This is a genomic window from Chryseobacterium sp. CY350, assembly GCF_027945075.1.
Lineage (GTDB): Bacteria > Bacteroidota > Bacteroidia > Flavobacteriales > Weeksellaceae > Chryseobacterium.
Window position 1 is genome coordinate 1,242,953 of record NZ_CP116034.1, and the last position, 26,754, is coordinate 1,269,706.

The 26,754-nt window shown below is 34.8% G+C and carries 15 protein-coding genes; all 15 read right to left on the reverse strand.

Going from position 1 to position 26,754, the window contains the following annotated elements:
• Positions 1–6 precede the first annotated feature (6 nt).
• The 15 genes from PGH12_RS05685 to PGH12_RS05755 all read right to left on the reverse strand — a co-directional run bounded on the left by PGH12_RS05685 (position 7) and on the right by PGH12_RS05755 (position 26,743).
• Positions 7–3,234, reverse strand: a complete 3,228-nt coding sequence (locus PGH12_RS05685) for a SprB repeat-containing protein (protein WP_267597162.1) — start codon at positions 3,232–3,234, stop codon at positions 7–9.
• 12 nt (positions 3,235–3,246) lie between these two features.
• Positions 3,247–5,352, reverse strand: coding sequence for a fibronectin type III domain-containing protein (locus tag PGH12_RS05690; RefSeq protein ID WP_267597163.1), 2,106 nt, complete (start codon positions 5,350–5,352; stop codon positions 3,247–3,249).
• Between the two features lie 63 nt (positions 5,353–5,415).
• On the reverse strand, positions 5,416–6,837 hold the full coding sequence (locus PGH12_RS05695) for a hypothetical protein (RefSeq protein WP_267597165.1): 1,422 nt from the start codon (positions 6,835–6,837) through the stop codon (positions 5,416–5,418).
• Between the two features lie 205 nt (positions 6,838–7,042).
• Entirely contained in the window at positions 7,043–7,414 is a 372-nt protein-coding gene (locus PGH12_RS05700; RefSeq protein ID WP_267597167.1) for a hypothetical protein, read from the reverse strand.
• A 95-nt stretch (positions 7,415–7,509) separates the two neighbouring features.
• A complete protein-coding gene (locus PGH12_RS05705) occupies positions 7,510–8,070 on the reverse strand; it encodes a hypothetical protein (RefSeq protein ID WP_267597169.1) in 561 nt (186 codons plus the stop codon).
• A gap of 245 nt (positions 8,071–8,315) precedes the next feature.
• Positions 8,316–8,558 (reverse strand): hypothetical protein, encoded by a 243-nt coding sequence (locus tag PGH12_RS05710; RefSeq protein ID WP_267597170.1) that lies wholly within the window; start codon positions 8,556–8,558, stop codon positions 8,316–8,318.
• Positions 8,559–8,663: 105 nt separating this feature from the next.
• Positions 8,664–9,161: a CPCC family cysteine-rich protein gene (locus tag PGH12_RS05715; RefSeq protein WP_267597172.1), complete on the reverse strand. Its 498-nt coding sequence runs from the start codon at positions 9,159–9,161 to the stop codon at positions 8,664–8,666.
• Positions 9,161–12,475: a hypothetical protein gene (locus tag PGH12_RS05720; protein ID WP_267597173.1), complete on the reverse strand. Its 3,315-nt coding sequence runs from the start codon at positions 12,473–12,475 to the stop codon at positions 9,161–9,163. The genes PGH12_RS05715 and PGH12_RS05720 overlap by 1 nt, the downstream gene beginning before the upstream one ends.
• Before the next feature lie 4 nt (positions 12,476–12,479).
• Positions 12,480–13,538: a hypothetical protein gene (locus tag PGH12_RS05725; protein WP_267597175.1), complete on the reverse strand. Its 1,059-nt coding sequence runs from the start codon at positions 13,536–13,538 to the stop codon at positions 12,480–12,482.
• Positions 13,539–13,542: 4 nt separating this feature from the next.
• Positions 13,543–13,920, reverse strand: coding sequence for a hypothetical protein (locus PGH12_RS05730; RefSeq protein ID WP_267597177.1), 378 nt, complete (start codon positions 13,918–13,920; stop codon positions 13,543–13,545).
• A 43-nt stretch (positions 13,921–13,963) separates the two neighbouring features.
• The gene (locus tag PGH12_RS05735) at positions 13,964–17,143 is read right to left on the reverse strand and encodes a fibronectin type III domain-containing protein (RefSeq protein ID WP_267597178.1); all 3,180 of its coding nucleotides are present in this window, start codon (positions 17,141–17,143) and stop codon (positions 13,964–13,966) included.
• Positions 17,144–17,207: 64 nt separating this feature from the next.
• Positions 17,208–21,911 (reverse strand): hypothetical protein, encoded by a 4,704-nt coding sequence (locus PGH12_RS05740; protein WP_267597179.1) that lies wholly within the window; start codon positions 21,909–21,911, stop codon positions 17,208–17,210.
• A 973-nt stretch (positions 21,912–22,884) separates the two neighbouring features.
• Positions 22,885–23,796, reverse strand: a complete 912-nt coding sequence (locus tag PGH12_RS05745; protein ID WP_267597181.1) for a carbohydrate kinase family protein — start codon at positions 23,794–23,796, stop codon at positions 22,885–22,887.
• Positions 23,796–25,337 carry a glycoside hydrolase family 32 protein gene (locus tag PGH12_RS05750; protein ID WP_267597182.1) on the reverse strand — a complete coding sequence of 514 codons (1,542 nt, stop codon included), beginning with the start codon at positions 25,335–25,337 and terminating at the stop codon, positions 23,796–23,798. Before PGH12_RS05750 ends, PGH12_RS05745 begins: the two co-directional genes overlap by 1 nt.
• Before the next feature lie 11 nt (positions 25,338–25,348).
• The gene (locus PGH12_RS05755; protein ID WP_267597185.1) at positions 25,349–26,743 is read right to left on the reverse strand and encodes a DUF4960 domain-containing protein; all 1,395 of its coding nucleotides are present in this window, start codon (positions 26,741–26,743) and stop codon (positions 25,349–25,351) included.
• Between the last annotated feature and the right edge of the window lie 11 nt (positions 26,744–26,754).

Here is a 26,754-nt window from a genome sequence, read left to right on the forward strand (position 1 = left end):
TTGTTTTTATTGTACAAGCATTCTTTTTACCAGTACTTCATTGCCTGTTTCCAGAATAAACAAGTAAGTTCCTGCAGGAAGAGAGGTATTATAAGGCACAGCAAAATAAGCAGCTTTCGGCTGTGTAACCGCAGGATAAGCTTCGTGGGAAACCATATCGATAATTTTTATTTTGATTGGTTTTTCCTCGCCTAATCCTACTAAAACTTTGAAAATTCCGTTATTTGGATTTGGCAGAAGTGTAAATTCTGTTATATTGGAGGCTTTTGTAGGATTAAGTGTAACTCCTGAAGTGTTTTCTTCAACAATAACTTTTTTATAGAAAGTCTTCACACATTCTCCCTGAATTCCCTTCAATCCTATTTCATAAGAACCCGGAACAGAGAATTTAAGTTCTAAAAGATTATTTGTTTTTTGTATAATCTGAATACTATTACCTGTTGGAATTATCCATTCCACTGCTTGCGGCTGTGTTGGAGAAGTATTTACCAATACCACACTGGCTTCTGAATAAGCGTGGGTAGCCAACATAAACTGAGGATTTAATACTTCAGATGAATTTTTAATTTTAACACTATCAGTAGCTGTGCAGCCTTTAGAATCAGTTATAATTACGGTATAAGTCCCTGCATTCGACAAAGTAATAGTTGCCAAAGTACCAATTGTATTTCCGTTTTGATCTTTCCATTGGTAGGTGGCAAGAGGATCATTTATTGCTACATTATAGACTTGCGTGTCTCCTGAACATAACGTTACATCTGCTCCTAAATCAGTCGTAAGCTGCGCAGGGTCAGTAAGTGTATATTGTTTTGATGAACTACATCCATTGGAATCGGTAACTGTCATCGTATAGGTTCCAGATGGAATTCCCATATTGTCTGCTGTAGTTGCTCCATTAGACCAACTGATGGAATATGGTGCTTTGCCTCCCGTGATACTGGTTTTAATTTCTCCGTTGCTTGCTCCAAAACAAATAGGATTTTGAACAGACTCATCAGTAATGATAATTTGGTCAGGCTGAATCACCTGTACATTGCCTTTTACTTTACAGCTTTTAGAATCGGTAACCAATACAAAGTAATTTCCGCCCGGTAGTCCTGTAACCGTAGGAGTGGTATGAGAGGTATTCCATTGATAAGAAAGTGTTCCCGTTCCTCCTGTAGCATTAACCGAAACCATACCTGTATTCTGATTATAGCAAGATATAGTATTAGCCGATAAGGTAATTGATAATTGTGGAGGAAATACGAAAGTATATTCTGCATTCGCCGTATTACCATTGATATCATTTACTAAAACTTTGAAAGTTCCTACAGAACGATTGGCTAAAACTGCTTGCGTTGCTCCAGGAATATTCTGAAAAGTTCCTCCGGTTAAAACCTGCCATTGATATTCATATGCCCCCACACCTCCGGTAACTACTACTTTCAGGTTGCCATCTTCGGCTTCATCAGGAACTCCATTGTTGTCTAAATCCAACTTATTGGGATAATCATTGGCGAGGTTACAAGAAATCTGTTTTTCAATTTCTATAGTGGCAACCAAAGGTTCCGGCTGTAGTACAATAAATTCTTGTGAAATAATTCCACAATTTCCTAATTGGGAGGTTGCGTTAGCGTAATTTTTATCTTTAACAGTTAAATAATATGTTCCGGCAGGAAGATTTGCAAGTTTGATGGTGTATGGATTATTTACTGCATCAGTGGTAATTCCTGTTGAAATAACAGTTCCGTTAGGCGCATCTTTTCTCCATTCGAAATTATAACTGCCGTCCGTATTAGGTGTTCCACCTGTTACTTTTACCGATATATACCCATTGCTCAATCCAAATCCTGTAGGCTGAACAATTTCAATATCAGCAGTTGGAAGAGCAATAGCTGCAGAAGGCTGGGTAATGGTTACCGTAATTTCTTTTTCTATACTGGAATTGGTAGGGTCTTTTGCGATACAAAGGTTAGAATCTCTTACTTTTATTTTATACACACCTGCACTCAGATTTTGAATGGCAGAAGTATTTCCACCGCTGAAATTTGTCCAATCGAGAAAAGGCTGTCCATCTTTGATGACTTTATAATGGTATTGGTTTTGCCCGCCACTTGCGGTAAGATTGATAATACCATCATTTCCTTCAAAACAATATACATTGGTTTGTGACGACATAGAGAAAATTACTGGAGTCGGTTTTGTAATCTCAAAGTTGATGGTATGGGTAGGACTGTCAGTGTAGGTTGCATTTCCATTATAAGTACCCAAAATATCTAATTTATACGTTCCGGGAGGAAGGTTTTGTAAAGTATATGAGGTACTGGTCTGTAAATTACTTGTAATATCCTGGTTAAGAACTGCAGCTCCTGTAACGGTATTGACCAACGAGATTTTTAATGTTTCACCCGCAATTAAAGTTCTGTCAAAATTAAGTGTTGCTGTGCCATCTGTGGTATCAAAACATTTCGTCGGAGTCACTGAACTGGTAGGAATATGAGGTGCAGACTGAATGAGCGTTAAAACTACCGGAGGAGAAACTGACTGATATGTTCCGCCTGATAAACAAGACACAACTCTAAAAAAAATATTTTGTCCTACATATTGTGTATAATTTGCTCCGAAAAGATCTTTTGCAGAAACGCTCAATTTATTTAAAACAGATAAAGAAGGATCAATATTTACCCTATTGATATTGTCTGTGCTATATTGATAGCTATATAGATTAGCTGCAAAGCCTTGTTTTGCGTATACATTTACCTTATCGTCACTAGGCAAAAAGGTATTTGCGGCTCCTGTCGCTGTCACAGATATCAAAGTATGAACAGGGGTAACTCTTGTTTTAAAAGTAATTGCAGACATTCTTGGAGAATTACTTGGGACAGAAAAACTCTGCAATGGGCACGTTGTCAAATTATTCGTAACATTATAGCTTGCATCCGTACCAGATCTGAAGTTTACAAAGCCCGAAACACGAATGGAAACAGGTCGCTTAGACCGAATTATCGGCGGATTCAAATTCCAATCCCACTCATCATGTTCTTCTTCTGAGATTCCTCTGTAATAGATTTCTTCTTGCGAGTTATCATCATAATTAATAGTAAGTGCAACATGTGAGCTTGTGTTATTTTTGACGGGATCTGTAAGTTCAAATCTTAAATTATATAATTCAAATTTATACTCCGCTTGTCCGCCCTGTCCCCAAAGTAAAGCAGCATTAATAATCAATAATAAAAATAAAATCTTTTTCATTTTGGTGTTTTTTTAATATTCTATGGTTATTTTTTCAGTTTTAGTGACCTGATTGTTTTTTAACATTGGTTTTAGCAGATAGCTGTAAGAATTTCCTGTTTGTACCGATTTGTCTTCCAAGAAGTTTTGTGATCCTGTTAATGTTCCCCAAAGCGTTGGTTTTTCTGTTCCTTTTTGGCGGTACACCAAAATTTCTCCAACATCTTTGTTATCTACTTTCCAGATCAGTTCTATTTGCTTTTTGTTTCTATTGGCAGAACCTGATAAATTGGTTAAAACAGATTGTGCTTCAAAACTGTTGCTCCTTAATGTAATTTCGGGCGATTTGTCAGATTTCAATTTGTTTTTGTCAATCGCCAGCAAATAATAAACATACCGTTTATCCGGCTCTACATTTTTATCTGTATAAATAAAATCGGACTGAATATCTTTCGTTTCATAAATCATTTTCCAACTTTTGTCAGTGCCATCTTTATCTTGTCTGTAGAGTTGATGCAATGCAACATCATCACTATAACTTCTTAGCCAGTGCAGGGTAATTTTACCGTCCTCTTCCAGCTTATATTCTGTAAAAACCGGAGATTGCGGCTTGACTTTGTCAGGCTTTTCCAATTCCAAAATGATAGATGGTTTAGACTGGTTTTTCCTTATATCTGTAGCAGTTAAATAATAATATACTTTGGAATTAAGGTTCTCTAAAACCACATTGTCTTTATACATATTTTTCGAAATGGCTTGAGGAGTAATTCTTACCATCTCATCTCCTTTTTGTATTCCCCTGAAAATATGATAACCTTCCAAATCCTTCTCGGTGTTGGCTTTCCATTGCAGATGTACAACTCCTAGAGAGTCTATTTTTCCTTTAAATTCTATAGGGATTTCCGGTGGTGTTGCATCATTGGGTTGTGCGAGAACTGAGAAAGATTCTCTTTTATCTTTGTTCTTTCCTATCGCCTGAATTTTATAATAATTAGAAGGAGCTAAACTTTTAGTCACTAATCCCCTACTGTTCACCGGAATCCTATTTTTAACAACTTTATAAGTATTTTCCAAATCTGTCTCTGAATGAAGCAACTCAAAAGAGACAATATCTTTTTCGGCTTCCTGTGGAAATTCCCAATTGATGGTTATGGTTTCATCTTCAGCAATATTAAAGTTTGAAATTCTCGGAGTTGTTTCAAGACTCTTCTTTCCTTCTCCTGAAACAGCATCGGAATAAGGTCCATAATCTTCAAAAATAGTTTTACCTCGTATTCTATAACTGAATTTTGAATTATTTTGAGCCAGCGAATCTACAAATGTCATTCCCTGTGCTTGTCTTCCGTCAGCATCATTCATATTCATAACCGGAAGGTCGCCCAATGACTTAAAAGCGCTTCCATTTTCAGATTTTTCTACATAATACGAGGTGTAAGTATCTCTCAATTGTAAATATTCCCAGGAAAGCGTAACGGTTTTATCTTTAAAAATTCCAATAAAATCCAATGGTTTGGGGAGTTCGGTATTCGCTGAAACAGAGGCCACAGCATCTCCTTTTTCTACCATTACCATAGTTCCGGATTGGGTGTTTTGGTTAATAGTGACTGTATAAAGGTAGCGTTCATTAGGTTTTACGTCCTTATCGGTATAAGCCCATCCTGCAAGTTTCGCTACTTCAAAATCTAAATCGGCAGCCATCAAAGCGTAGGCAAAACGTTGATCTGTTTCCTGTGATTTGTTAATGACACCCTCCAGCTTTCCTTGCTTCTCACCGATCTCCACTTCGAAAGTGTCGCCGAAAAGTGATTGGGCAACAATGGCCGCATTATCATTTTTTTCAACAACTTTTTCCCATTCTGTCTCGGAAGCGGGTTTGAAAATACCCAGATCTTTTTCTTCGGGTTTCTGAAGGAGTTTTCCATCCCTCATCAAGACATATCTTTTGAGCTGAAACCCTGTTTTGTTGGCTTTCTGCCAAGCCAAAGGTTCATCTACAGCCCATCGCAGGGAGATATGGTCTTTCTTACTGTCTGCTTTCAAACGGATATGTGGAATAATAGCTTTGTCTTGTTTTTCCTGCGAAAAGACAAAAATTGAGATGACTAGAAAGCAAAAACTAAATAGGTATTTTTCACTCATAAGATGTAAGGATATAATCTTCCTGCCAGAAATAGGCAGGAAGATGAATTGAATTAATTGGGATTATTTTTTACATTGGGAAGAATAATCGGCAAGAACCTGTACCAATCCTTCTTTGGTTTTGGTGTCATACTTAGAAAAATCCAAAGATGGACAACTTACATATTCATCAAAAGCTTTTTTGATTTTCTCAGGCTTTCTTTTTCCGAAACCACCTTTCTCACCCAGATAAACTGCTTTGGGCTGATTGGCTAATTTCAAATAATAATCTTCCGGATATCTTAAATCTTTAAGAACATAGCTTCCATTATTTTCGGAAAGAATTTCGCAAAATATACTTCCTCCCAATGAGCTTGTACCAGCAACACCCAGAAAACATCTTTCTCCTGCACAGAATTTCACGCCGTCTTTTGCTTTAAGAAATTCTGTTTTATCACTACTATGTAGTGTAGCTGTATCTCCGTAAGCTTTAGTATCGTTTACCCCTAATTTCACAGCGATAGATTCAAACATTATAGTGATTTTTCCATTTTTTTTAGTTCCGTCTTTATCTATAACATATCCGGGAATGTTGTATATGTTTTTGGAATTGGCTTTTGCTTGGCTTTCAGCATCATTATTCTGTTGGTTATTAGCTTCTGCATTTTCCTGATGGGCAATCTCGGTCGTCGATTTCATATCACCCAAAGTGTAACCATTGGCGTATAATTTTTTGACAACTCTTGGTGCAAGCTCATCGTATTCTAATCTTTCGGAAGTATAATTAGCCAATTTGATCGGGAAGGATTTTCCGTCAAATGTTTTTAGGACAAGTCCGCTTTGGATATTGGCTTTGTCATAACTGGAAAAATCAATCTGTGCAACAGGGATTTTGTTGATATCCAAAACCGTATAGGAAAGGAATTTTTGTATCCCATCAGTTCCTGTTACTTTGCGAACAATGTAGCCGATTTTCTGGTTGTTAGCACTGATGATCCCAACACTGCTAATCAAGATTTTGTTGTCGGCTGCCAAAGCATCTTCTGAACGATTTGTTTCTTTATCTTTCTCTATTCTAATATCTTCTGCTGCAGAAATACTGCGGTCTTCGGTTTGGAAAAAGCTGTTGATTTTGTTTTCATCAATTCCGGAAGCAGGCAGCAAAGGATCACTGCTTTTTGTAAGATTTTCTGTAATTGGTTTTTCAAATCCGAATGAGAAGCTGGTTTTGTCGATCAGCTCCAGTTCTCTTACCACGCCATTGCTTCCCGTCAATTGTAACCAGTTTTTGGAAACATTATTCTTTAAAGGGGTTTGACTGGTAATCGTAGCAGTGAATAATGCTTTTCCCGACAAATCGCTGATTGTATAATTGTTTTTCTCTTTATCGATTTTGGCAACGGATTTCCCGTCAATCTGGATTTCGCCTTTCTTTACTTTTACTTCCTGTGCGTAAACAAATGTGCTTACAGCTACCAATGCTATTGGTAAAAATTTTAATTTCATCTTTTTTGTGTTTTTAATTTTAATTATTTTTTCTTATATATTAAGCTTTACTTGTATTTCTTTCTTATTTGAAAACCCTTGAATAGTAAGTAAAGTGATATTAAAGCAAAGGTTAAGAAATACAGTAAATCGGGTAAAAGCGGCGGGCTATATGAATAATTATATTTAGTATTTGTTAAAATGACTAATCTTATTATAGTCGGAATCAAAAGACTAATCCCAATAAAATGAATATTCTACCTTTCCCTCTGAATTCTGAAAATATATTTTCTATATACTCACTCCCAATATTGTGTTTATCACTTACTTTTTTAACAATAAAATTTTTGCTTTGATTTCTCTCAATATAATATTCAATATCAGCAAAAATGTTGTTTTTAAAGTTATTTAGCTTTTCTATCTTTTTGTTGACTAGATTTAATTCGGAAGGTCTATTTTCAACAGATCGCTTTGAATTATCTACAAATTCTTCAAATTCAATTTTTCTTTTTTCAAGTTCTAATTTTAATATTGGAACGATTTCACTTCTTAATTTATATTTTTCATTCCATAAATTAAGAAGTTGCTCATCATTCATTTTAGAGTAGTTTTCAGAAATATATTTAAAGTCTTCCACAGTGATTCAATATCTTAAATGTTTATTTTGTTGATGTCGGATTAGGATCTATTTTTTTAATTTTTACCATAATGAATTAAATCTCCAATTTCTCCTGTTTCAGGATCTAAAACTCTAGTTTCCCATAACTCTCCGTCATAATCAATTGCTATAAAATTGACAATTTTTCCATTATCTAATCTATCCCAACCACAACCAGAAAAGCATAATGCTCCTTCGTATCTAGCTATATGAAGAGGAGGATTTTCATCATTTAAAAATTCTATTCTTTTTACAGCTAGTGGAGATTTTAGCGGAGGAATTTCTAGGATTTTGTGAATGCTTCCATCTAAATTGTAAATAACACTGTTATAAGGAGGCTTATATTTTCCAGTTAATCCTATATAAGTTGCCACAATATATTTGAAATCTGTACTAGGACGACCTATAATCCTTGTATTTTTATCATTCTTAGATATTTCCTGTTTATTAAATGTCCACATAATCCCTTCTTCCAATTTACTATTACGATATTCATTCACTAACCTAGGATCAGCTAATTCTTCTATTTTTATTAAAGTTCCCATTCTAATAGGGATTTTTATATCTCCTTTGAAAATTTTAAAATTTAATTCCATTGCTTTTTATTTTAAAATTAAACCTTCAACAGTCTTAGGTTTTAAATACTTCACCCAGCCATCTCGATATTTTTTAAAAAATCAAGTATTCCTTTTGTTTTCCCAATAGCATAACCTTGAGCAGATGCTATTTGAAAGGCATCAGTAATATTTAAAACCTCACAATAATCAATTGTATTATTTTGTTTAAGTTTTTTAATAATTTTTTATTTGCTCCTCAATCATAATGATTATTAATGAAGATTTTAATCAAAGATTATTTTTGTACCTATTTTCTTTTCGCTATCATTTTCGATAAAATTTATAATCTGTTTTTTAATGTCCTCTGATACATTTGTTACCCTTCCAAAAACAGCTAAATCCACATAAAAAGTAGGAGGCTGAAATATTAATTCTCCTGTAACTTTTATTGAAAGATTTACTGCATTATTGTTATAAAAAATAATGATTTTACCTATTGAAATTATTGAATATGTTATTTTCTCCATTTAATTTTATCTTGTAAATATTATGGTTAATTTAATTTTTCTAACAAATCTATTTTCAAAATTTAGCCTTTCTACTTTCTTTTTTCTTCTATATGTTTCATAATTTTATTTATCAAAAATTACCTCAATATTATTTATTTTTTTTTCAAAATCACTTCTATAATTATTTAATGTATCTCCGTTTACGTGACTAAATTTATTTATTTCATTAGATTTAGTGCCATCATCTTCCCAGCCACACAATCTACAAATATCATATTCACTGATACTATCTAGGGTAAGATATCCACAACAATTACATTTATAAAGTTTTTCATTTTTACCAATAATCTCTATATCAGAATTGAAAAGCAACTTTTCCATATTTATTTTTAAATAAGAGTTAGAAACTCCTTTCAACACTATTTCTTTAAAATAATTAATTAAAAATTTTGAAACCGCCTTATCATAAATTGTTTTATACTCTATATTTTCACCTTCATTTTTACCACTTCTATAAATATAGTCTGCGCTTAAGATTTGCTTTAAGTTGTCTTGATTCGAGTTTATAATTCTGTGAATTGCTAATTGAGTTTTTGCGTATTCTCTTCCTATTTTTTTCATTATTTATAAATTACGTCAGCTTTTGTTAATCCAGTTTCTTTTAACGCTACATCAATAGCATCTGTTAAAGGGTCTTTTGTTGTATATTCTGGTAATGCTTTATAAAATGATTTAACTTCTTTATCTTTAGCGTGACCAACCAACATTCGGCTTGTATTTGGGTCATACTTAATTACTTGATTACCAATTCTAACTTCTTTAAATTGTGAAGAAGATTCTTTGAGAAAGTTCTCCATTTGTGTATGATATTCATCCATTGTAATATCACCAAATTCTTTTCTATCTATTACGTGCTTATTCCAATGCTCACTCAGTTTCCCTTTTTTCCATATACTTTTCCCTTTTTTCCACGAAATATTATCAAAAAATTCAGCTATACTCTGTGCTGCTTTATTTGAAATTATTTCCCCAGTTTCTTCTAAACCATCTTTTAATCCATCTGCACCTTTTTTAAAGAAGCCAGCTCCCATAGCCATCGAAACAACTGTAACACCATCTTTACCCATTTCGTGGTAAGTAATATGTCCGGGACTATTAGAATAAGTATTCCATTTATCTTTTATAGCTCCTGTTGCAGCAGTTTTTATGCTTTTAAGATTAATATTTTTAACACTATTCCAAAGACCTTCTCTAACCTCTGCTTCTGTAGCTACATCATACCCAAGTTTTACTAATTGAGGATAATCTGTAATCTCTCCTATTACTCCATCACCAACTCCTGCAAAGGTTGGAGGGATATGGATATTTGCATAATTATAATTTTTATCCTTGTTCCAATAACTCTCTGGCATTACAGCATTTTCCCAAACACTTTCTCCAAGATCTCCAATAGTATTTAACCATCCTCTGCCATTCATTTTTCTTACCCAGAATTCACCACCATCTTCAGTTTGCTGTTTTTCTTCGGCAGATTCATTTCCGTCCAAACCACCAAGCTCATTCAGTTTTTCTTCAGAAAGTTGCTTCATCTGCTGTTCGATAGCTGTCTTCTGTTCAGCAACTTTACTATCTTTTGGAGCCCCAGTTAGCTCTACCTCTACTTCATATTTTCCTGTTTTTTCATTTTTGTAAACTTTTATCTTGAAGTCTTTTCCATCTTTTGTGCCGCCTACAGTATCTACTAGTGATCTTCCATCTCCTTTTATCTTATTTTTTCCTTTTGTTTTTGTAGGTATGCCAGAATCACTACAAGTACTCGCAGAAAAGTCAATAGATTCTACTATATCTGTTGGAATAAAGGAACTAAAATAATTAGTGTACACAAATTTATTTGCTGTAATAGGTATGAAATCAAAGCTTTTTATTTTGATAAAATTTACAAAATGTGGTTCAGAGGCTTTAGCTGTGTAATTTAAGAATACAATATCTTTTTTTGCTTTAGACTGATTTCCTATTTCGTATTTCTGATTTTGATATTGATTATTTACAACCAGATAATATCCTTCGAAAATATGACCTCCACTACTAAAAGAATATTTCGGCGCATAATATTTTTCATTTTCGGTAAACCCATATAATGCCCCATTTGGAAAATCTCCTTGTCCATTATTTTTAACATCTATATTGATACAAAATTGATGAATTTTTGCACCTTTTGGAAGCTGTAATATTTTCCCATCTAGAGTCACAAAATTAGATAATTCATCTAAAATAAATGTTGCTCCTTCAACACTTTCACCACTACTTTGCCCTTGGAATGTATACAGTTTAAACGCAGGGTTGTTTATTTGCTTCCAATCCAAATGAGACAATTCCTCTCCCGTGCTGTAATCCATCAATAAAGGAGTTGCACTTTGCGTAGTTCCGTAGGCTTTCCAAGGGTGTTCCAGTTTAAACACACCGTGTCCCAGTTCGTGCGCTCCTGTTTTATCTTGTGCGTTGATGTACACATAGCCAAACTGTCCGTTCAGACGCATATAGCCTTTTTGTCCGGTAGAAGATTTCTTATCGGTTACAAACAATACATACCTTGCATCTGTACCTTTATAAAGCGCATTGATCTGTTGCTGTTGAGGACTGTAGGTACTCATCAAATCAGCATCTTCGCTGTTGATTGTATCCCCATTCACAACGCTGTTAATGTCTAAAACAGATTCTTTCTTAACATTAAATTGAACTCCAATTTTTTTGTAAATCTGGTTCAACTCATCGCCTTGCGATTGCAATTTAGATTGCGAACTAGCATCCAATGGTACTAAACTTACATCAATCGTTTTCGGGCTTAGGTGTACCAATCTGAAACTGCTGATTACTTTCTGTTTTGAAGTGCTGTCTTTCGGCATTAATACCGCAATCACTTCCTCTTCAGCGTAATCAAATGCACCAATTAATTTTAACTGATAGTTTCTTTCTGTATCGGTTTTATTACTTTCTGTTGCTTCAATTGCTTTACCGATGCTTAATGTTTTGAAGATGATGGTCGCATCTTTCAAGGTAGGGTCGGTAATGCTTACTTTGGCATCAAAGAGTTCAGTTTTTTTATTGACTGTTGCTTTGAAAGGAACATAAACAGTATTATTCTCCGAATCTTTTACAGAAGGATATTTGTCTTTTGGCAGTTTGGTTTTCTCTGCTGTATCATAGGCAAATTGTCCATTGGCATTTTCCTTCCATTCTATTTTAATACCTTTTGCAGTATATTGGTTTATGGTAGCATTGCTTCCACTTCCTGTTACGCCATCGGTATTGGTAGAAGTAGATGCTCCACCTTGAGCAACTGTTCCTCCTTGTGTTACAGTTCCGTTTTCATCAACTGTCCAGATATTTCCGTCAGGGTCTGTAAAGGTGTAATCTTTTCCTCCCGGATATTCTGTTGTGCTTCCGGTTCCACCATTGCCATCGCTTCCTGTAATGGTAATTTTTCCCGGTGGTGGTGTTGCAGAATAAGTAATATTACCAATTGGGAAATTAACAAAAACGTCTTTCACGCCAGCATCACCAAATGTTTCCCCAATTCCTGCAGATGCATAATTTACCGCAGTTTCATTCGGATCGTACGTGGTTTCAATAATACCTTCAATTAATTTCTTGTCGGTATTAAGCATAATATTATTGAAGCTTACTTTCACCTTGTTATCGGCTAAATAAGGAACTACAATATAACCTATACCACTATAGATGCCATTACTTCCTTGCGCAGAAAGTACCGTAACAGGAAAATCTCCTGCGGTAAATACTTCGTTAACGCCCAACATTGTCTGTAAAGGATTCTTGTTGGCAATGTCGTACTTAGGATAAATTTTTGCAGGTAGATTTTGAGCAAAACTGAAAGTAATGCTTAGGAATAAAAATAATATGGAAATAAATTTTTTCAAAAATTTATTTTATTACAATTCTCTTTTTTTCTTTTAAAATGTAATCATTATTTTTTTCTTTCATTTGACTAAAAATATCAGTTAATTTTGAATTATCTATAATTTGATTATTTACCATTTGAAATATTTTTGTTTCTTTTGCTTTAGTTTCAGTATTTTCTAAATCATAGGAGAAAATATAATTTTCATTGTTCTCTAAATTAAATTTGTAATAATAATTTGGGATAATAATTTCCTTTTCTTTTTTAGAATTTTCCGCAAAACTGATTAAGGAATTTAAATTATTGTCAGTATAATTACTGTTTTCATTAGGAAAAAAATAACAATAAGATTGTTTGGAAAGAGGAACAATCCCTTTTACAATATCTAATTTAATATCATTTTTCTTATTTGCTTTTTCGTAAGATGATTTTTTATAATTCCCACTAAAAAGAATTTGAGAAAAAGAATTAATGAAATTATTGTAATTGAAATTATTTTGTACCCAAGAATTATTTATTGCATTAGATAATTCTTTTTCACCTTCTTGACTGTAATTTCCAAATACTTTGGATAAATCGTTTGTTGAGAAGAATGTAAAAATAAAATTTGCATCTTGTAGTAAAGTATTATCAGAAAATTGCCATCTCTCTTTATTTTTCTCCATAATTATAGATATTGATTTCGGCGTTTTATCTCCGAGCATATTCATTTTTAATATACAATAGTCAATATTATTGTAACGAATAAACAATTTGCATAATAATTCTAAAGAGTTGCCCTTCTGGTTTAATCTATCAAACTGTTCTTGACTCCAATTCATTTTTTTTCCATAGTTCAAAGAAAGCCAGTCGTTATTTTTAACAGAATATTGCGATTTCATCAAATCTTCTACATTTTCATTTTTGACATCTAGGATAGATGAATATTTTGTATCAATTTTATAATCTTGATATGTTGAAAATTCTAGTAACTGTATTGCATATCCTATATTATTCACCCCATTGCATATCCCATCCATTTTTTGGGAATATATACTAATGTTGAATATTGAAATACATAAAATGATTATTGTTTTTTTCATTTTTTTATTTTTTTATTTTTTTAAAAATTATTCGCATTACTATAATTAAAATCACCAAGCAAAGTATAAATGAAAGTAAATCTAAAAAATCATAATCAGATTGGATTTTTTCACCATTTACAGATAATATTTTTATACTTCTATCACTAACAAGCCTGCCTTTGATTTGGGCTTTAATAATGAAATCATATTTTAAATGATTTGATGACAACAAAGTATCTCTGCTTTTCGTTAAAATTTTGTACTGAAATTCAGAATATCCTCTTGTTTGAGAAGAAGAACTATATTCTGTTTTCCTATCAATAATAACTCCGTCTACATAATGTTTGTAATATCTCACATTACTATAAGTTATTGAAAATAAATATGCTGCAATGCTCAAAATTATAATGCTCAATAATGAGACATATATGGTATTAATAATTCTATTCAAGGTATATATCTTTATTTTTTAAATCAAAAATTAATTTTTTTGAACTTTCCCAACTTGTATCAAAAAGCAAATAATTAATTGGACCAAAGTTTTGTTTCCCTCCAAAAATCCAACCATCAAGGTATCCTTCAACAGTTAGATATGTATTTCCTAAAAAGAAATAGGAACTAACTTTGGAATAATTACTATTATATGGATATACAGTTTTTAAACCAGCAGCAATATTTAAATTCGCATCTAGAAAAACGTAATTGTCAAATTCTGGATTTGTTTCAAATCCACCGCTAAAAGTTAAGGACATTCCTCCTGAAATTTCTGGCTCAGATTTGACTGTTTGTGATTCATTTTTAGTTTTAAGTTTATACTTAAAATCAATATTTGACCCTAAACTTGCTTTTAAATATAAATCACCCAAAGAAAAAGAAGACCATCCAATACTTTTAGAACATTTCAATGAAGCGATATCGGCAGACTTTAGTTGTATTGTTGTTTCAAAAATATTGAATAATTCTCTAGAGTTTGGGTCTTCTTCATTAGAGGTTCCTAAATTAAAAACAGCTTTTTGAACCCCTTTCAAAGCATCAAAATTTTTCATTATATTAATTTCACAAGGAAGAATTTTCCCAAACTTTGCACTATAGGAATTGAATTCTTGGAGAAAAGTTATTATTCTACTCATTTTTTGAAAAAGGTCAACATTCGTTTCTATTCTATCTTCCCATTTAATATTTGCACTTTTTGTGGTTTTATCTGGCGTTCCAGCAGTAACAGAAACATTTAAACCTTTTTCCTTTACAGAATAATCATTGATAATTATTTTTCCTTTGCCTTCAGAATAAACATCACTATTTAGCTTCCAAATAATATTCTCTTGTTTTATTTCATTTTCCGCAATACTTACATCTGTAGTAAATTTAAAATCAGTTTTCTTAATATCAGTAACTCCTTTCTTATTTATATAATAAAGCGTTTCTCCATTTTTAGCAATTCTATTAGCATTTTCAGAGATAGAAAAATCCTTGATTTTAAATTTTTTCTCATTAAGTAAAATGTCTAAAAATACTTTAGGTTTACCATTAAGTTCATTCGCTGTTGCACCAATTTTTACTTTTTGTACAGGATAATCCAAATTCCAATCCTTTATCAGATTGATACCTGGAATGGTATTATTTACACTTGGTTGCTTTTGATTAGGCAAAGACCAAGCTATTTTAGTTTTGTTATCAATGTCCTTGCCTACAATTTCAAATGTACCTTTCAAATCTCTTTTGTATGGTATCGTAATAGAAGAAGCATCTTTATAAGATTTATTTTTATATTTTATTGCATAGCCTACTTCTGTATTATTGTTGGAACTGCCATTATTTTCTCCATCATTGCCATCATTATTATTTCCGTTATCATTATTCCCTGTATTTCCATTATTATTTCCGTCGTTATTGTCTCCATTATCATTGTTATTTCCATCATTGTTTCCATTATTGCCAGTATTATTACCATCTCCATTATTATTCCCATTGTCTCCGTTATTATTCCCCTCCCCATTGTTTCCAGTATTACCATTATTGTTATTGCCATTATTATCAGTATTGCCTCCATCATTCAGTCCGTTTCCGTTAGAAGCATAATGTACTGCACTTTCATTCGGGTCGTAAGACGTTTCGATAATCCCTTCAATCAATGTTTTATCGGTATTTATAGAGATATTTTCGAAATTTACAACAATCTTAGTGTTAGCTAAATAAGGGACAACAATATATCCATTGCCGGAATAAATCCCATTACTACCCTCGGAAGAAATTACCGTAACAGGAAAGTCTCCCGCAGTAAAAGTCTCACCAGGATTTAAAAATTCTTGGTAAAGATTTTTGTTGGCAATATCAATTGCAGGCATTATCCCGCATTGATAGTTATTATCTACATCATTGGCATTGGTCGTAAAATATTGTATTGCGCTGTAAGAGTACGCATTTCCCGAAGTATTCCCATCTGTATTACCACAAACAGAACCTACACGGTATTCGTATTCCGTAAGGTCTTCCAAACCTGTAAGAGTTGCCGGAGATTGGTAACTTTGCTGGGTCATCCATTCTGTATTGCTGTTCTTTTTACGGTATTGTACGTTGTACAAGCCTGCAGGCTGCCCACCGAGACTCCAACTGATCTCAACTCTTCCTCTGCCCACATTTTTTGCCATCAGAAGCGTAGGAACAGTACAGTTTTCTACATAATCAAAATAATAAATCTCAGAAAATCCATTGTTTTTATAAACACCATTATCTTCTGTCGGGTTGGCTCCCAAAACAGGATTTCCGCTTTTGGCTTGTACCTGCCAAGTATATCTTTTTCCGGGAATGAGTTGGGTTTTATCCAAGCCGTAATATAATGTGGGTGCATAAGTTTCTTCCTGCCAAAGTGGTGGTGAAGATAAAAACCCTGAAATTGGAGATTGTCCGGTATCCCACAATTCTTTTAGGGTGAAAATGTATTTTGTATTAGGAGCGATCTGTCTCGGCATCCACTGAAATACGATTCCGCTTCCTCCAGCATACGGAGACATTGCCTGTACTTTTTCTGCATTTTGGGGAAGATTAAGCATTGGTGGATCGTACTGTGTAAGGAACACCGTTGCACAGGTCTTGGACGAAAGATTGTTTTTGGTGTAATAATCATACGCCTGAAAACAGAACTGATACACGCCATCCGATAAAGGCTGGGCGTATTGCAAGGCATTGATTCCTCCTAAATTCTGTAATTCAAATAAAGCTCTTAAATCTACATTGGTAAGCGTAACATTACTTCCAGGATAGAGCATAAAAGGATTAAGTCCTAAGATAAAATCATTGCTCCGAGCAAAAGGAACGGCATTTAATCCTGCTTCCAGAGTGAACTTGATGCCGGTTTGGTGTTGCGGCTCCATCAAATCGGTCATCAAGACCTGCAATTGTAATTTGTTGTCCGTCGAAGTAGCGTAGTCACCTAAGCGCATACTATACGGTGGAATTACCACAGGAACTAGCTTTACAGGATATTGCTGTGATTTCACAGAAATAGACTGCAAGCTAAACAGCATAAGCATTGTCACTGCCCACATTTTAATTCCGAAATCTTTAAATTTCAGCCTGGTATATGAATTAAATTTTATTTTATCGTTGTAGGAATGGTTCATCATTCTAGTTTGTCTTGTTGTGTTTATTGGCTTTTAAATTCTGTTTTTATTACCTTGATGTTTAAGATCACTTAAACTCGTAGTCTATTTGTTTTTCAGAACCTGCTTTATCTCCAGGCAAAGTATATTTTGCTTTTACTTTATATATTATGGTTGGGATAACACCATAAGTAGAGAGAAGTAGGTTGTTAATTGCCTGCGGTCTTGCATTTACCGGCACACCTACATATTTTGAAGCAGATTTAGAAACCAATTCATACCAGTCTGATTTGTACAATCTGAGCAAATCGTATTTGTATGGGAAGGTTTGCTTCAGGAATGTATTTCCTTTGTCACTTCCTAAATATTGCATATAAGCTGTAAAAACAGGGAATGCTTTTACAGGAGGAATTCCTGCAAAATCTTCTTCATTTTCTGCTCTGTCCAATGTCAATTGGTCAATAGGATATGCATCATAGAACAAGCCTCTGAATTTATTGGCAAAAGAATCATCCATTAAAGCCGTAAGGTTGATAAGCGGTTTGTTATCTGTGTATTTAGTTCCTGTAATTTCCGTAACATCAAAATATTCATCGGCATTCATATTGTTCTGAAGTGTTACTACATCCGAACTTAGTTTTATCCATAAAGGATTAAAGTTCAGTGCAGACAACTTATCAGACATCGTATTATATTTACTTGTTCTGAAAACAAACGAAAGTCTGTCGATCTCACCATCTTTGGAAAGACTCTGTGCTACTTTTGTTTCTGTCTCAGTAGTTACAGACGAATCATCATCATTATTTCCTGTTGTTGTTGTGGTAACCTGTGTGGTATTTCCTCCCTGTGTCTGTCCTCTGTTTTTATTTTTTGCAATTAAAGCCAGTGTATAATCTTTCTGCTTGCCAAGATTTGGAACATTGAAGTTTACTATATTATCATTTCCGTCATAAAAGAAGTTACTTTCCGTTTGAGAATCTGCTGCGAAAACCGTTTTTGTACTCCAGTTAGGGTCGTCAAACAAGTAATCTTGTCCTCTTTTCAGTTTGATATATCCTTTGTTACTTTCCTGGATGTAATAATTTTCTTGTTCAGCAACTGGATAAGCATATTTAATATTAGACAAAGGAATTACATTTGGTGCTGTCCCCGTGGTAAAGCTGCGTTCTTCCACTTCAATCGCTTTTTGTCCGTCTACCATTACCACTTCATACATCCCGTTCTTTTTCTCCATAAAACTTACTTGCGCTAGTGCTTTTAATGTTTTATTTGGAGGAAGAATATCATCAGAAACAAAATTGGCAGCGTCTTTAGAGTTTGCATATTCTATGACTCCTTTTATCTCTTTTCCTTGATCGTCTACAATGGTCATTTTTTCCAATACGATCTTATAGGTGTGATCACCATCATCTTCAGGAATAACAATCGGTTCGTTTACTCTCATTGCAAATGTTGCTTGCGGAATCGCAAATACATCAACATTAGTATCATCTTTCTTAGGAGTAAGGTCGGTAATGATTTTCATTCCTCCTAAAACAGAAGCATTTTCTAATACACATTCTTCTCCAAATTCCATTTTGAATCTGAACCTTCCTTTGATCATTCCTCCTAGTAAATTATAATATCCACCCAGATACCCTCTTACCCAGTAAGGGTTAGGTCCTTTTGCCTGAAGTAATGATGCAACACCTGCCTTAATAATTGGAATTTTCTTTTTAATAAACCATAATTTTATTTTAATTCCAAGTTCTCCCTGAAGATAAACGTAAGCCTGTCCATTCGCATACCATCCGTTGATTCCAATTTGGTCTCCTCCTCGGTTGGAACATTTTGTTTCTCCGTAATCCTTCAACATATTATCGGTTCCTAAACCTGCCTGAAACCTTGCATAAAGGAACAAGGCTGTCATATCACCTGTATCAAATTTAAGGTGTGTTCCGAATGCAAAACCTTTTCCGTCTCCAAGAGCATTTAAGCTGCTCATATAGTCAATGTCGCTCACTTGAAGTCCCAAAATCTGGGCAACTTCTGGTGGCGGTGGCGGACTTCCCGGAATACGTGTTCCGACCATAAAATAACTTCCTGATTGTAAAGAGAAGCTTCCGAAACCTACTTTCAGACCAATCATATCCGTTGGTGTCCCGATATGCATATACCATTCACTTGGTGCAATATGTACGACCGCCCATCCTGCTCTTCCATTCGGTCCGATACCTGCAATAATTCCATTAGCAATATTCACAAAAACGTCTAAACTTGCGTGGAAAACACTGTTGTTGAAGTCATAATTCATCGCCAATTTGGCATAAATAGCACCCTTAACATCTTTGGTTACTGGATATTGTTCATCAACCACTTGGGTATCCAGAAAAGAATTAACGTGGGCATTGTCTTTCAGCTCGTTAAGAAAGTTATTGTTACCCGTCATTTCTTTGAACTTATCCTTAACTCCCACTAAAGGATCTCCGGGAATCAGTTTAGATAAATCAGCCATAACCAGTGCCTCTCCAATAAACCCAACATTGGCTAAACCACCGTTTGGATTGGTTGACATATTGAAACCAGCCATAATACTAATTGCATTTTTGCTGGCAACAGATCCATAAATACCCGCTCTCAGTGCCAAACCAACTGTATTATCCGGTTTCAATACCAAAGCTTTATCTTTATATGTAGGATTCAATGACATATCCCTGTCCGGAATCATCCTGTAAAATGCACCACCCGTAAATCCGGTAATGGTTAATGCTGATGCCTGAATTTTAAGTCCGTCGACAGAGCCTTCAAATCCCCAATATCGGAAAGTACTGAATCCATAGGCTGCATTTACATTGACTTCAATATTCAACTGCTTTAGCTTTGCATTTAAATGCGCCGTAAAACCATCTCCGTATAATGGATCATTACGCATAATCTGGAATTCTCCCGATACGATTGCGACCCCTATGTCTACATTTTTCAGACCTAATTTGGTTAGATCGAATCCGTCATACTTCCATCGCTGGCGATTGTTTTCATTGACAATCAAACCATTTATTTTCATTCCTCCTGACGCAGAGAATCGTTCTTCCTGTAATCCCACCGTTATTTCGAAGCCCAGATTAGCATAACCATTGTCTGCTTCGACGAAAATATTCTTTATACTTGCAGGGAAACCTACCAGTTTTTGTTCTCCCTGTACTCCAAAATATTGTGCTGTAATGTAAGGCGCTTTTGTCTGAAGTGTAAGTTCTCTAAATTGGATTCCTTTAAAATCAGCATCTTTTTTTGCGTTTGGGTCCGTATTATTATCATCGGATTTTCCATTAGCTCCAATTGCCAAGCTTCCGGTAAGGACTGCTTTTGGTAAGAATTCTCGGTTTTTCACTTTCAATTCCAAATATGAGCCAGGAGCAATCGTTGCTTTTGCACTCCAAATATCAAAATTAATAGTATCCAATGTTGCTACCGTAATCATATATTCTTCTTCGGTAATTACGCCTTGATAACCGAGGTGATTAGGTAAAGTATTATTCGGATTAGCACTGTCTTGTTTCTGAACAGGTAATTGAATTTGTCCTTTTAAGTTGGCTCCTATGATTTTGGAAGCGGCTAAGTCTACACCAATTTGGTCAAGAGAGTATCTCCAGGAATTTTGCTCACTCGTAATTCCTTTTTCTAAAGGAAACAAATTATTTGCAGAGAAACTGCCTGAAACTCCATAAGAGTCTATGAGAAGATTTTGTGCCTGAAATGAAACTCTGTTATCTATATGGTCTTCTGTTTTAAATTCCTGTGGAAGACCTACATATAATGACTCTACATAGAGACCTCGCCAGGTTTCTGTACCTCCTATCAAATATCCATGAGTGGCATAATATTGTGGGAACAGCACGCTGGAATCTGTTCTCAAATCACTTAAATCTAAAACTGCATTATTGACATAGAAAGAGAAAAAACCTTTGTCCTGATTTTTAATCTGTGATGTTATCGCAAAAGGGGTAATGCTTACATTGACTAAAATATCATTCCAATCACTTGCCTTTAAAGCAAAATCACTACGTACCCTATTGGTAAATCCATCACTTCCAATTTCAGGAAGCAAGGCTCCATTACTATCCAAAGGAACGAGAACGTTTCGGGAAATCTGAACATTTCCTTTTAAAGATAATTCTTTGATACCGTCACAATCTATTACGACATATGTTTTATCATTTATGCTTTGTCCATTGATTTTATTAATTACTCCTCCCTCAAGAGTAAGCATCCATTGATTTTGATTAAATGGAATATAAATATCGCCAAGCAATGAAAGCTTTGCATCGCCAATTATTTTTCCGCCATAGGAAAGCTTAACTTCTTCTGCTCCAAAATAAAGAGTCCTGTTACCGCCGTCTGCTCCGGCCTGTGGTGTAACCACCCTTGCATACACATTAATTAAAGCATACTCCGGGGTAAAGGTGGCTTTTGTTACAACGATACCGTACTCTACATTTGATACATTCTCTTTAAGTCCTATAGGGAATTCGGTAAGTTCGTTTGGATTAATTGTATTTGTGAAATTTCCATTTTTTTCTAACTCTCCAAATGCTCCGATTGCTTTTCCAATTTCTTTGTCAGTATCTGGATCATTTTTTAAAGCAAGAGAAAATAGGTCGGATGGGAAATTGGAAACAGAAATGTTTCCTGAATTATTATGAAACGTATTTCTATTTAACAGCAGTGAATCACCTATTTTGTAGCCGTTATTAGCTTTAACATTATTAAAAAAAAGGCAGAGTAAGGCAATAAATAGAGAATATATTTTGGTCATCAATTTGAGTTTTTGCAAATGTAGCAAAAAAAGAAAACAGTACTGACTGTCAACAAATTAACAATCAATACAATTAGTTATCAAACAATTTATTAAAAATTATCATATTGACAATACACTTAATATATTTTAAAAATAATTGATTATTAAAATCAAGTTCATGTTTTATGTAAGAAAAGTAAATAATCCACTAAAGTTAGAAATCTAAAACTTATTTTTATTTTTATAATTATAAACTATTATTATTTTCAGTTTGAATAAAAATTAAATCTCAACTTGCCTGCTTCAGTATTAATTAAATTGAGACGCAAATTTACATCTTGCTGATTTTTTTTGAATAAAGAAAATTTTAGCCAGTTTTATTATTGGAGTAACCCTTACATAACCGTCCTGGATTTTCGCAATTTGGAAATACAAAATCATAAATTTGAAATAGTTTAATGGATAAAGCAGCTTTTTACTCTCTCACATCGCACATTATCAACTTTATCGTAAAAATTTTCTAATATTTTAATAGATAAAATATTAAAAATTATCGCTGAAAAAGACCTTTATTATTTTTCCTTTAATCTAAATTATAACCACTAAATCATCTTTATAATGCTGTAAAGATAATTCCCGTCTTTGTCACAAGGCAGGATTGTTTAGTTAACATTTCCGAAATCCTTTCCAAATCTTCAACCAAATATTTCGATATTTCTTCGGTTACGGTACAAGATAGGAATAGCCAACTAAATATTTACTGTTCCAATACTGATTATTATTAATTTTTAAAATTAAATTGCATTACGTATAAACTAAAAGATATTATTTGATAAGACTGGGGTTTGTAATTCCTGTTTAATTTGACTTAATCGAACCAAATCATCGATAAAAGTGTTTGAAGATACGCTCGTTTTAGCACAACAGCCAAATGGCACAAACTAAAAAAAGTTGGTGCCATTTTTTGTGATTATAACTTTAAATTAAAATTTCAGCAAGTCCTCTCTTTCATAAAACTTTCAACTTCCACATTCTCAAGATTAGGATTAGCTCCCGAATAGCTGGCAACCAAAGCACCGACAGCACTAGCAAAATTAAGAGCTTCATCTGGATTTTGATCTGAAAGCAGTTTTGCAATCAGGCTGGCCAAGAAAGAATCTCCTGCTCCTACCGTATCTGCTACTTTCACGGGATAACCTTCATGTCTGTACATTTGATCATTCCAAAGCAAAATAGATCCGTGTTTTCCTAAAGTTACACAGATTGCAGGCGTGTTTGTTTTTTCTGACATAAACTTAATATTGGCTTCGAGATTTTCAGATTCAAATCCCATCCCGGCAGCAATTTCCAATATTTCTTCATCATTAAATTTGATAAAGTCTGCCCTGTCCATAAGATTTTCCAGAAGCTGAATATTGTAAAAGGGCTTTCTTAAATTCACATCAAAAACTTTAAACATTGTATCATTGGAATCTAATAGGGAGAAAAGCGTTTTTTGAGAAACCTCATTTCTGCAAGCGAGACTTCCATAGAAAAAGACATCGGCCTCTTTTACAACATCCATTATTTTCTCATCAACACTGATAAAATCCCACGCAGAAGGAAACCTGATCTCGTACGTTGCAGAGCCACGTTCATTTAAAGAAACCTGAACAATGCCTGTTTCATAATCCGGAGAAACAATAATTCCGGCAGTTTCAAGAGCATTTTCTTTAGTATAATCCAGAATTACCTTTCCATCTTCATCATTTCCTACTGCACTTATCATTGTCACAGGAAAGCCATACGAAGCTGTTCTGAGAGCAAGATTAAGAGGCGCTCCGCCAATTTTTTTCTCTTCTCCAAAAACATCGAAAAGGACTTCTCCAAAACTTATTACATTAATTTTCTTATTGATAAACATTAATTGGGATTTTTGATATTTATATTACTGAATGAACTCTCTGAAGAACTAAAAATACTCCATTTTTTATTAACAATATTATAAATTCTGTTGGTGAACGCTATTTTATCATTGATATAGACCACACAAACATCGTTGCTTATGGAAGCCGTTACAGTATATGATGTCCCTGAAACCGCACTTAAAGAATAAGAATTCATAAGATCCTCTGACCCGGCATTCATTACATAAGCTGCAATTCTTTTATTTGCAGGTTCAAGGGCAATCTTAACTCCACTTCCGGTGTCGGAATCCTGTGCCAGAATAATTCCTGCTTTTCCGGCAGATACATTCAATGTAAAGGTAATCTGATCGGCTTTCTGAAGTTTCGAAAAAGTGACCTGAGAATTGGCGGATAAATTAAAGCTACTTCCATTCTGAGAAGCATTTCCAGTGATCTTATCAACGGTCAGCGCGGCATTCTGAGCAAATACAGATTGTAATCCTGAAACCGGTTTCACACCAAGTGTTCCGTCCGAATTCTGAACCAGTTTGTGAGCAACAATATTTCCTGCCCAGTCTTTTCCACCGGTATTATTTTCAGGGGTTTTTCTTGCAGTCCATCCTACCAGATAACGGTTTGTATTATCCGAAACCGTTTTGGCAGCATACAGATAAGAACCGTCAAGACGGTCATTTTGAGGCGTAGTCCAAGGTCCGTTTGGTGAAGTCGAAATGCGGTAATGTGTTCCGGGATTGCTGCTCCAGTTTTCAGAAAAAACAAGATACCAATAATTGCCCATTTTGAAAAGATCAGGACATTCCAGCATAATATAATTTTCGGAAGAGCTGGTTGTATAAATCGGATTTTCTACAGTCCAGTTTCCGGTTGACGGATTGGTGGTGGTAAATTTCAGTACGACTGCTTTTTTATCAGAGGTCTGAGCAGAAACCAGCATCCAGTATTTCCCGTCTTCAGAATTAAAAAAAACGTGCGGGTCACGGAATTCATAATCATAATACCCTGCCGGAGCAGCGATTTTAAAATTCTTGACCTTCGTCCAGTTTTTCATATCCGTACTTGTTGCCAGGAGAACACTCTCCCGTGGATTACCTGAAAGAAACGATGCTACTTCATTATGACCGGTGTAATAGTAATAATAAGTATTTCCAACCTTTACAAGGCTTCCTGTTCCCACTCCAAAATCGGCTTCTGATGATGTTCCGTAAGAAATCTGTCTTCCCTGATAAGTAAAATCTGTAAAATTACCGGTCTCATAGCTGTGAATATCGTGAAATCCTTCTCCTGCAGGCTTTGTTTTTGCATCGTGAAGAAAGAATAGATGGAACTTTTCATTTTCATAATAAGGCATCACATCGCCTGCGTAACCTTCGGTGTAATAAGGATTATACCCTCCCATCCACTGGCTGGGTGGCTGCGGAAAAATATTGGTTTTGCTGAAGATATCTTCCGGATTAACCTCCGTATCCGAGTCGTGATTCTGACAGGAAAATGTTGCCAGCGAAAGTACGGCTGCGATATATATTTTTTTAATAGACATAGGTTCTGATATTAATGGGTTACAAGGTAATTGAGACTGTTCTCCGTCATTTTTTTGATATTATCCTGAAACGAATTGGACTGGCTCGGATTTCCGTTTACTGTTTCATTGTACCAGTCGTAGGCACCTGTACAGATGACCATACATTTTTTGTTGGCCGTTCCGCCGGGAAATTCAGCAATGGCGACACGTCCGTCCAAAGTATTATCCCAAGCCTCACTGGCAAGATTATTACCACCTGTCTGGCTTCTCCACCCGGCACCATTGACGTATCCACCCCAGTCAGGAAGGAACCACCACGCTGTATGATTCAAACGGAATGTACCTTTTTCAAGCATATTAGCTTTACCCGGTTCGTATGTCTGCAGACCATTGAAAACCGGATGATTCTCATATCCTTTGAAAGAGATTCCCCAATCACTTCCTGTATCTACAAATCCGTTTGGAAGAAAATCTCCAAAAACATTATTCGGTCCTTTTCCTGCAGGAACTATTCCCAATGCATCAACATATTGTGCAGCAAAGCTTGTTAGCAAAATATTTCCTCCGCCATTCAAATAGGTTTTGATTTTGGAAGTCACATTCGTATTCAGCGCATCGCCCGGTAGAGCGGTAGCCGAGTCAAAATGCCACCAGATCACATTGATTCCCGTAAGATTGACTGCACCACTTGCGACATCTGCCAGCGAAACATAGACTGCTCCTGAATATTTTCCGAAAAGCCAGTCAGAAGCTGCAATCTCATCCGGATTTGTCAATCCTGTTCTTGTAGCAGCCGTTCCAAGGAATGCAACGGACGGGCCGGAAACAGGTGTTGTTACTTTAGCAGTATATATTTCCGTAAGATTGCCATTAGAAACAGTAAACGCAACCGGATTGGTAAAGTTTAGAGTCGTTCCCGATGCGGGGCTGATGCTGACGCCATTTCCTGCTTCTATGATGGGCTGCAATGCAGTAAGATTTGTTCCTTCCGGCACTGTAAGAGAAATGGTTTTGCCAGAATTATTGATCGTAGCAGACAAGCCGTTGATCTTAAAGCTGATAATCGGATCCTGAGCTTTTACAGTGACCTGATAATCTTTATAAATATTGCCATTTTTAACTTTGAATTTAACCGGCTGTGAAAAATCAACCGTTGCTCCTGAGGCAGGCGAAACTGTTGCACCTTGCGGAAGTTCAATAGCCGGAGCCAATGTCTTTACGCTTGTACCGTAAGGAAGCGTTAGTGTAATTTTATCATTCTTATGGTCAATTTCTCCAGAAACACCATTTACTCTGAAAGAAGAAATATTGACCGAAACATCCGTAACAAGTCCATCTTCCACCTGGCTGTCGCAAGACCAGACAAAAGCCGCAGACATCAGCAGGATAATGATTATGTGAGTTTTTTTGAATATAGTTTTCATTTGTACCTTGT

Excerpts from the sequence above, each read along its gene's own strand:
- PGH12_RS05755 (WP_267597185.1), bottom strand. The coding sequence starts at position 26,743 with ATGAAAACTATATTCAAAAAAACTCACATAATCATTATCCTGCTGATG.
- PGH12_RS05725 (WP_267597175.1), bottom strand. The coding sequence starts at position 13,538 with ATGAAAAAAACAATAATCATTTTATGTATTTCAATATTCAACATTAGT.
- PGH12_RS05740 (WP_267597179.1), bottom strand. The coding sequence starts at position 21,911 with ATGACCAAAATATATTCTCTATTTATTGCCTTACTCTGCCTTTTTTTT.
- PGH12_RS05690 (WP_267597163.1), bottom strand. The coding sequence starts at position 5,352 with ATGAGTGAAAAATACCTATTTAGTTTTTGCTTTCTAGTCATCTCAATT.
- PGH12_RS05705 (WP_267597169.1), bottom strand. The coding sequence starts at position 8,070 with ATGGAATTAAATTTTAAAATTTTCAAAGGAGATATAAAAATCCCTATT.
- PGH12_RS05695 (WP_267597165.1), bottom strand. The coding sequence starts at position 6,837 with ATGAAATTAAAATTTTTACCAATAGCATTGGTAGCTGTAAGCACATTT.
- PGH12_RS05750 (WP_267597182.1), bottom strand. The coding sequence starts at position 25,337 with ATGTCTATTAAAAAAATATATATCGCAGCCGTACTTTCGCTGGCAACA.
- PGH12_RS05735 (WP_267597178.1), bottom strand. The coding sequence starts at position 17,143 with ATGATGAACCATTCCTACAACGATAAAATAAAATTTAATTCATATACC.
- PGH12_RS05715 (WP_267597172.1), bottom strand. The coding sequence starts at position 9,161 with ATGAAAAAAATAGGAAGAGAATACGCAAAAACTCAATTAGCAATTCAC.
- PGH12_RS05700 (WP_267597167.1), bottom strand. The coding sequence starts at position 7,414 with ATGAATGATGAGCAACTTCTTAATTTATGGAATGAAAAATATAAATTA.
- PGH12_RS05710 (WP_267597170.1), bottom strand. The coding sequence starts at position 8,558 with ATGGAGAAAATAACATATTCAATAATTTCAATAGGTAAAATCATTATT.
- PGH12_RS05685 (WP_267597162.1), bottom strand. The coding sequence starts at position 3,234 with ATGAAAAAGATTTTATTTTTATTATTGATTATTAATGCTGCTTTACTT.
- PGH12_RS05745 (WP_267597181.1), bottom strand. The coding sequence starts at position 23,796 with ATGTTTATCAATAAGAAAATTAATGTAATAAGTTTTGGAGAAGTCCTT.